An 8,867-nucleotide genomic window follows, 5' to 3' on the forward strand; every position below is an offset into this window, starting at 1 on the left:
GGCTCGGGGACGGTGGGCCGCTGGGCGAGCAGGGCGGCGATCTTCTCCAGGGAGGCGGCCGCCGACTGGTAGGCGTCGGCGACTCCGCCGAGCCTGAGGGGGTTGTCGTAGAGCTGCCGCAGACAGAGGACGGCAGCGGCGAACACGCCCAACTCCAGTTCGTCGGAGACGACCCTGGAGGCGCCCCACATCACCAGGGCGGCGACAGCGACGTTGGCGACGAGCCGCGACGAGGTGACATAACGGGCCATCTCCAGGCCGGCGTCACCGTTCGTCCGCTCGTGTTCCCCGTTGAGCGCGGCGAAGGCGGCGCCGCTGGCCTCTTCCCGCCGGAACGCCTGGACTGTGCGGACACCGCCCAGGGTTTCGGCGAGTCTCGCGACGACCACCGCCATCGCGCTCGACCGCCTGCGATAGACGCGCGCCGACCGCCGCCGGAACGACCGCATGGTCCAGGCGAGCGGTCCCATGACGAGCACCGCGGCCAGGCCCAACGGCCGGTCGAGGTACAGCAGTGCCGCCGTGAGGTAGGCGGTGGACACGGCGGCGGTGACGATCGTCGCCAGGCCCTCGTCGAGCAGGCCGCGCAGCGCCGCGACGTCCGTGGTGATCCGGGAGGCGAGGCGGCCGGAGGTGTAGCGCTCGTGGAAGTCCAGGCCCAGAGTCTGGGCATGCGCGAACATACGGACGCGCAGGTCGAGCAGCACATCCTGGCCGATGCGGGCGGAGACCGTGACGAAGGCGTACTGCAGGGCCCCGGAGGCCAACACACACAGCAGGTAGCCGATCGCGACCGTGGTCATCGGCCCACGGTCACCCGTTCGCCAGGCCGGCACCGCCCGATCGATGGTGTACGCCACCAGCAGCGGGCCCGTCAGCGCCGCGCCCCGTTGCGACAGCACCAGGGCGCCGGCCAGCCAGAGGCGGCGCGCGTGCGGGCGCAGCAGGGACGCCAGCAGCGACCGGGCCGCTCTCCCGGGGACGGAGGGTGAGTCCGTCCCGAACGGGTGTCGGCCGTGGCCGGCGCCCGACCGGGTCATCGCGTACCGCCCCCGTCGGCCGCGACCGGGCTCATCAGGGAGGCGTACTCCGGATGGGTTCGCAGGAGATCGTCATGGGTCCCGACGGCGGTGATCCGGCCGCCGGACAGCAGCGCGACCCGGTCGGCGAGCAACACGGTGGACGGCCGGTGCGCGACGACCAGGGCCGTCGTGGTGGCCAGAACCCGGCGCAGCGCCGCCTCGACGAGCGATTCCGTGTGGATGTCCAGGGCGGAGAGCGGATCGTCCAGAACGAGCAGGCGGGGTCGGCCGACGATGGCACGGGCCAGTGCCAGCCGTTGACGCTGGCCGCCGGACAGGCTCATGCCCTGCTCGCCGACGTGGGTCAGCGCACCGTCGGGGAGGGCCCGGACGAAGCCGTCGGCCTGGGCGATGTCCAGGGCCCTGTCGAGGTCCGCTTCGTCGGCGTGCTCGGCTCCCAGCAGGACGTTCTCGGCGACCGTCGCGGAGAAGAGCGTGGGCTCCTCGAAGGCGACGGAGACCTGACGCCGCAGCTCCGCGCGCGTGAGCGCCGTGACGTCCGTACCGTCGAGCAGGATCCGGCCGCCGGTCGGCTCGTGCAGCCGGGGGACCAGGGCGACCAGGGTGCTCTTGCCGCTGCCGGTGGCACCCACCAGCGCCACGGTCTCACCGGGCGCGATCCGCAGGCTGACGTCCCGCAGCACGGCCGGCTCGCCCGGCGGGGCGTCCGGGTAGCGGAACTCCACGCTCGCGAAGACGACGTCGGCCGCGGTCGCCCCGGCCGCGGTCGCCCCGGCCTCGGACTCGGCCCTCGTTTCCGGGCCCGCCGAAACCGTGACGCGATGCGCCCGCGCGTCGTCGGCGGGGGTGGGCTGTTCCATCACCTCGAAGTAGCGGTCGGCCGCGGTCGCCGCGTCGCTGCTCATCGCCAGCAGCGATCCGGTCGACGCCACCGCCGGGCGCAACTCCAGCGCGATCGCCAGGAAGGCCAGGAGCGTGCCGGCCGACAACTCGCCGTCCGCCACCCGCACCGCGCCCAGCACCAGCACGGCCCCCAACGACGCGTCCGGCAGCACCGCGAGGATCGTCGAAAGGGCCGCCAGCAGGCGGGCCTTTGCCAGTTCGGTGCCACGAATCCGGCGGGCCGACTCCCGGAAGGCCCGGGTCAGGCCGCGGTGATGACCGAAGCTCTTGACGACGCGGACGCCCAGCACCGACTCCTCCGCCATCGTCGTGAGGTCGGCGGTCCGCTCCCGCGCCTGGCGCGCCGCGAGCGCGAAGCGCGTCTCGAGAAAGGAGCACAGGGCCAGCACCGGCACCACGGGGGCCAGCAGCACCAGGCCGAGCGACCACTGCTGGGCCAGCAGGAGCACGCAACCCACCAGCAGCGTCACGCCGTTGACCACCAGGAACGGCAGCGCCACCGCCAGGAACCCCTGTAGCGACGCCAGATCCGTGGTGCCTCGCGACACGAACTGTCCCGACGACCAGCGGTCGTGAAACGCGACGGGCAGCCGCAGCAGGTGGTCGTGGAGCGACTCCCGCATCGACGCCTCCACCGCGGCCAGTGGCCGCGCCGTCAGCCAGCGCCGCACGCCGAAGATGCCCGCCTCGACGACACCGAGCAGCAGGAGGACTCCGCCACCCAGCCACACCCCCGCCGCGTTCCCGTCGCTGACCGGACCGTCCACCAGCCACTTCAGCACCAGGGGCATCACCAGGGCGAGACAGGAGGCGACGACCGCCAGCAGCATCGCCAGGAACACCTGCCCCCGCACCGGCCGCACGTACGGCCACAGCCGCAACAGTGAACGCGCCGTGGAACGTTGGGGAGTGTCAGCGAGCAATTCCACCACCAAGGCAGGCGTCGGCAGCGAACGATAGCGACGCCTGTTCGGGCGGTCACCCGCTTTTCCGGGTTCGGTGGTGAACTCGCCGCGTGTGACGGTAGGCCCACGTAACGACCGGGAAAGGGCGCCGAACGTCGCACCGGCGAGCGCTCCGCTGCCGGCGCTCGGTCCGCGGAGGGCTCCGCGGGGCGTGTGACCAAACGCACCGGGCGGGATCCCCCGGAGGGGCGTAAAGAAGCGGAGGCCGGCCACCCAATCATGGGATGATCGGATTGTTCCGAGCGATTCACCGGAGAGGTGCATGATTCAGCCCGGCCAATCCCCGACGGCCGCCACCACACTTGACCCACAGACCTCGATCACCCGGCCCGCGACGACCGGCAAGAGAGCACCGCAGCTCTCCCGCCGGCGGCGGGCCGGACTGCTGCTCACCCTCATTCTGGGCAGCCTCACCGCCCTCACCCCGCTCTCCATCGACACCTACCTCCCCGCCCTGCCCGAGGTGGCCGACAGCCTCGGCACCGGTGCCGCCACCGTCCAGCTCACCCTGACGGCGTGCCTCCTCGGCCTCGGCCTCGGCCAGCTGGTCGTCGGCCCCATGAGCGACCAACTCGGCCGCCGGCTGCCGCTGCTCGTCGGCATGGGCGGCTACGTCGTCGCCTCCGCCGCGTGCGCCTTCGCGCCCAACGTCGAGTCGCTGACCGCCTTCCGGCTGCTCCAGGGCCTGGCCGGCTCGGCCGGTGTCGTCGTGGCCCGCGCCATCGTCCGCGACATGTTCGACGGCGTCGCCATGGCCCGGTTCTTCTCCACCCTGATGCTGATCTCCGGGCTCGCGCCCATCCTGGCCCCGGTGCTCGGCGGCCAGCTGATGCGGTTCACCGACTGGCGCGGCATCTTCGTCGTCCTCGCTGTCGCCGGACTGGTGCTCACCCTGGTCGCGGCCCGCTGGCTGCCCGAGACGCTCCCCGCGGAACGGCGCGAAAGCGGCGGCGTGCGTGCCGCCCTGAGCACCATGGGCGGCCTTTTCAGGGACCGCGTCTTCACCGGCCACCTGCTGGTCGGCGGCCTCACCTTCGCCGGCCTCTTCGCCTACGTCGCCGCCTCCCCGTTCGTCATCCAGGAGATCTACGGCGCCTCGCCGCAGACCTTCAGCCTGCTGTTCATGATCAACTCGATCGGCCTGGTGATCATGAGCCAGGTCAACGGCAAGATCCTGGTCGGCCGGGTCGCCACCCACCGGATCATGGCCACCGGCCACGCGCTGCTGCTGGTCTCCGCCGCCTCCCTGCTGCTGATGACCTCCGGCGTCCTCGGCGACGTCGGCCTCGTCCCGATCGCCGCCGGGCTCTTCGTCCTGATGGGCTCGATGCCGCTGGTGCTGCCCAACGCCAACACCGAGGGCCTGCAACGCACCCCGCACGCCGCCGGCTCGGCCTCCGCGCTGCTCGGCGCCTCGCAGTTCTTCGTCGGCGCCATCGCCTCCCCGCTGGTCGGCGTCGCCGGCGAGCACACCGCGGTCCCGATGGCCGTCGTCCAGCTCGGCTCGGTGGTGCTCTCCACGATCTGTTTCCTGGCCCTCGTCCGCCCCTGGGGCCGCGCGTCTACACTGCGGCGGTGACCAGCCCCACCACCACCCCGCTCGGCGCCGCCCTCGACCGGCTGCTCGACGGCCTGCCGCCCCGGCAGGCCACGGCGGCCGTCGAGCGGCTGATCGCCAGCTACCGGGGGCGCACCGTCTCCGCGGCCCCCATCCTGCGGGACCGCGCCGACGCCGTCGCCTACGCCGCCTACCGGATGCCCGCCACCTTCGAGGCGATCTCCGCGGCGCTCAGGGAACTCGCCGGCCGGCTGCCCGACTGGGCCCCGGACAGCCACCTCGACCTCGGCGGCGGCACCGGCGCCGCCGTCTGGGCCGGCGCCGGGACCTGGCCCGGCGGGCCGCGCGAGACCACCGTCGTCGACTGGTCGGAACCGGCCATCGCCCTCGGCCGCGAGCTGGCCGACGGCGCCGGGCTCCCCGTCGACTGGCGGCGGGAACGCCTGACGCCCGGCGTCGGGCTCCCGGCCGCCGACCTGGTCACGGTCTCCTACCTGCTGGGCGAGCTGCCCGAGCCGGCCCGCGAAGGACTCGTCGACGCGGCCGCCGCGGCGGCCGGCGCCGCCGTCGTCGTGGTGGAGCCCGGCACCCCCGACGGCTACCTCCGCGTCCGTGCCGCCCGCGACCGGCTGCTCGCCGCCGGCCTGGTGATCGTCGCCCCCTGCCCGCACGACGCGACCTGCCCCATCGAACCCGGCGCCGACTGGTGCCACTTCGCGGCCCGGGTGAGCCGCTCCGCCCTGCACCGACGGGTCAAGGGCGGCGTGCTGCCCTACGAGGACGAGAAGTTCTCCTACGTCGCGGCGACGAGGAACGCGCCGGCCACCGCGGCCCCGCCGCGCGTCGTCCGCCGCCCCCAACTCCGCAAGGGCCAGGTCCTGTTGGACCTGTGCACGCCGGACGCGGCACTGCGCCGCGAGACCGTGACCCGCCGGCAGGGCCCGGCCTACCGGGCGGCGCGCGACACCAGCTGGGGCGCCGGCTGGCCGGAGTGACCTCCCGCGCCCCCCGGCCGGTCAGCCGTCACCCGGGCCGTTCCCGGTGAGTAGGTGCAGCCGGAGCGCCAGCTGAAGCTCCAGCTCCCGCTCCGGACTGTTCCAGTCCGGCCCCAGCAGCGCCTGGATCCGGTCGAGGCGCTGCACGACCGTATTGATGTGCACATGGAGCCGGTCCTTGGCCCTGGTGAGGCTCCGCCCACAGCCGAAGTAGGCGTGCAGGGTGCGGATCAGCTCCGTGCCGCGCCTGGCGTCGTACGCGAGCAGCGGGCCGAGCGTGGCGGCCACATAGCCGTGGACGTCCCGGCCGTCGCCGAGCAGCACACCGAGGAAACCGAGCTCCGCCGCACACGCCCCCTCGCCGGCCCGGCCGAGGACCGCGAGGGCGCGCAGGCAGCGGACGGCCTCCGCGTGCGCGGTGAACAGCCCGGCCGGACCGGCCGCCGGACCCGCGGCGCCGACCGTGACCGGCGCCCCGACCAGCTGGGTCAGCTGGGCCGCCGCCGTCCTGGCGGCCTCGCCCGGGTCGGCGTCCAGGTCGTGCGGGACGAGCAGCACCGTGGCGGCCGCGTGCTCCGCGCTGACGCTCTCGCTGCCGAACAGGTACTGCCGGGCGGCCGTGGCCAGCCGCTTCCGGGCCGTCGCCGTGGTCTCGGCCACCAGCAGCAGGTGCGGCCGCGCCAGGTCCACGCCCAGCCACCGGCCGCGTTCCACCAGCCCCACCGGGTCGCGGTCCGGCGCGGTCAGCAGGTCGGTGATCAGCTCGCCCCGGATGCGGTTCTCGGCCTCCGCCACCGAGCGGCGCAGCAGCAGGAGCAGCGCCGTCACCATCGCCGCCCGCTCGAAGAGCCGCCGCTCCGCGTCGGCCAGCCCCGGGCGGCCGTGCAGCACCAGGCTGCCCAGGAGTTCCTGACCGGCCAGGGCGGCGCAGACCCAACGGTCGCCCCTCGCCACCGCCCGCCCGCCGCCGTGCGAGTCGGCGACGGCCTCGGCCAGCTCGCCCGCGGCCATCCGCTCCCCGAACGGGCCGCCGTCGCGACGCACCGCCGTCAACGCCCGGCCGTCCGCGTCGTGGATGGTGATCGCGCCGTCCAGCAGCCCGGCGACCGCGGTCGCCACCTCGGGCAGCTCGCCGCCGCGCAGCACCAGACCGGTGAGCCGGTCGTGGGCCTCCGCCGCGCGCTGCATGGCGGCGGAGTGGGCGCGGATCACGGCGTTGGCCCCGGCCAGCTCGGCCAGCGCGGCCCGGGTGTCGGCCAGCGCCCTCGCCGTGTCGATGGCGATCGCGGCGTGCGCGGCGAGCGAGCACAGCAGCGCCACCTCCTCGGGGGCGAACGTCCGCGGCGTCCGGTCGGCGGCCATCAGCACCCCGATGACCTTCCGCTCCCGCCCGTCACCCGTGCCGAGATGCAGCGGCACCCCGAGGATCGCCACCAGGCCCTCGTCCAGCACGCCGGCGTCGATGGTCGAGGTGTGCAGGAACCGCCCGTCGGTGCGGTACTCGGGCGTGGCATAGGGGGTGGCGGTCTGCGCGACGAGGCCGCCGAGCCCCTCGCCGAGGCCGAGCCTGAGGTTCTGGAAGAGCGGCGACACCGACCCGTCGGTGACCCGCATGTAGGTGTCGCCCGCCTCCTCGTCGTGCAGCGTGAGATAGGCGGTGTCGGTGCCGAGGAGGCTTCTCGCCCGGCGCACGATCGAGTTGAGGACGGCGTCGAGGTCGCGCAGCGCGGCCAGGTCGCCCGCCGTGTCGAACAGCGCGGTGAGCTCCGCCTCCCGCCGCCGGTGCTGCCGCAGCGCGCGGTGGATGCGCAGCGCGGCCGCGGTGGCGCGCTCGACCTCCGCGAGCTCGTGCGCCGCGACGCCACCGAGGCGGGCCTCGGTGGCGACGGCGCCGAAGCGCTCGGCGGGGGCGTCCGTGGTCAACAGGTCGAGCAGCCTGCTGACATGGTGGGCGGCCGACGCCGTCTGACCAGTCATCGGGCAGCCATCATGGCAGGTGCCGGGCGGCCCGTCAGGAGGTCCCGCGGCCCTCGACCGCCGCGGCCGCCGCCGGGTCGGGCGCCGTCGCGTCGGGCGCCGGTTCCGCGTCGTCCTCGCCCAGGTCGCTGCCGCGCGTCTCACGGGCGGCGACCAGCGCGACCACGGTGAGCAGCGCGGCGGCCGTGACGTACAGCGAGATGGCCCCCGAGCCGCCCGTGGACTGGAGCAGCGCCGTGGCGATCAGCGGCGCGGGCGCCCCGGCGGCCACCGACGCGAACTGGGCGCCGATCGAGGCCCCCGAGTACCGCATCCGGGTCGCGAACAACTCGGAGAAGAACGCGGCCTGTGGCGCGTACATGGCGCTGTGGAACACCAGCCCCACCGTGACGGCGAGCAACAGCGCCGGGAACGACTCGGTGTCGAGCAACGTGAAGAACACCCACGCCCAGGCCCCGGTGCCGACCGCGCCGAAGAGATAGACCGGCCGGCGGCCGACCACGTCCGACAGCGCCCCGAACACCGGGATCAGACAGAACTGCACGGCGGAGCCGATCAGCACGGCGTTCAGCGCCGTCTGCTGCGACAGGTCGAGGTGGTCGACGCAGTAGACGAGGACGAAGGTGGTGATGACGTAGTAGGAGATGTTCTCCGCCATCCGCGCGCCCATCGCCACCAGGATGTCCCGCCAGGACTGCCGGATCACGGCCAGGATCGGCGGCTGCTCGTCCCGCCCGGTGGCGCGCTGCTCCCGCTTGCGGCGTTCGGCGCTGGCCAGCGCCGCCTGGAAGACGGGCGACTCGTCCACGGAGATCCGGATCCACAGCCCGACCAGCACCAGCACGGCCGACAACAGGAACGGCACCCGCCAGCCCCAGGTCTCGAACGCCTCGTCGCTGAGCAGCGTGGTCGTCAGCGACAGCACGCCCACCGCGATCAGGTTGCCGGCCGGCGCCCCGCCCTGCGGCCAGGACGCCCAGAAGCCGCGGCGCCGCGCGTCACCGTGCTCCGACACCAGCAGCACCGCCCCGCCCCACTCGCCGCCGAGCGCGAAGCCCTGCACCAGCCGCAGCATCGTCAACAGGATGGGCGCGGCGACGCCGATGGTGGCGTACCCGGGCACGCAGCCGATCAGCGTGGTGGCGCAGCCCATCATCACCAGGCTGACGACCAGGAGCTTCTTGCGGCCGACCCGGTCGCCGTAGTGCCCGAAGACGAGGGCGCCGAGCGGGCGGGCGGCGAATCCGACGGCGTAGGTCAGGAACGACAGCAGGGTGCCGGTGAGCGGATCCGACTCCGGGAAGAACACCTTGCCGAAGACCAGCGCGGCGGCGGAGCCGTAGAGGAAGTAGTCGTACCACTCGATGGTGGTGCCGATCAGGCTCGCGGCGACGACGCGGCGGAGCTTCTCCGGTGCGGGTGGGGC

At 74.1% G+C, this 8,867-nt stretch carries 6 protein-coding genes; 2 read left to right on the forward strand and 4 right to left on the reverse strand.

Annotated features, from left to right (window positions below):
* Both E1283_RS25700 and E1283_RS25705 read right to left on the reverse strand, forming a co-directional pair.
* Positions 1-1,040 (reverse strand): ABC transporter ATP-binding protein (locus tag E1283_RS25700; RefSeq protein WP_132820531.1); only part of this gene is annotated, 1,040 nt, incomplete at its 3' end.
* The gene (locus tag E1283_RS25705; RefSeq protein WP_425086225.1) at positions 1,037-2,800 is read right to left on the reverse strand and encodes an ABC transporter ATP-binding protein; all 1,764 of its coding nucleotides are present in this window, start codon (positions 2,798-2,800) and stop codon (positions 1,037-1,039) included. The genes E1283_RS25700 and E1283_RS25705, both read right to left, overlap by 4 nt.
* Before the next feature lie 343 nt (positions 2,801-3,143).
* Here E1283_RS25705 and E1283_RS25710 point away from each other — a divergent pair, with 343 nt between their 5' ends.
* Entirely contained in the window at positions 3,144-4,490 is a 1,347-nt protein-coding gene (locus E1283_RS25710; protein WP_425086226.1) for a Bcr/CflA family multidrug efflux MFS transporter, read from the forward strand.
* A complete protein-coding gene (locus E1283_RS25715) occupies positions 4,487-5,464 on the forward strand; it encodes a small ribosomal subunit Rsm22 family protein (protein WP_132820534.1) in 978 nt (325 codons plus the stop codon). The genes E1283_RS25710 and E1283_RS25715 overlap by 4 nt, the downstream gene beginning before the upstream one ends.
* A 21-nt stretch (positions 5,465-5,485) precedes the next feature.
* On the opposite strand, the gene E1283_RS25720 is transcribed toward E1283_RS25715, so the two are convergent.
* On the reverse strand, positions 5,486-7,441 hold the full coding sequence (locus E1283_RS25720; RefSeq protein ID WP_132820535.1) for a helix-turn-helix domain-containing protein: 1,956 nt from the start codon (positions 7,439-7,441) through the stop codon (positions 5,486-5,488).
* 34 nt (positions 7,442-7,475) lie between these two features.
* Positions 7,476-8,867: MFS transporter (locus E1283_RS25725; RefSeq protein WP_132820536.1), on the reverse strand; the 1,392-nt coding region annotated here is incomplete at its 5' end.

The organism is Streptomyces hainanensis (genome assembly GCF_004348415.1).
Classification (GTDB): domain Bacteria; phylum Actinomycetota; class Actinomycetes; order Streptomycetales; family Streptomycetaceae; genus Streptomyces; species Streptomyces hainanensis.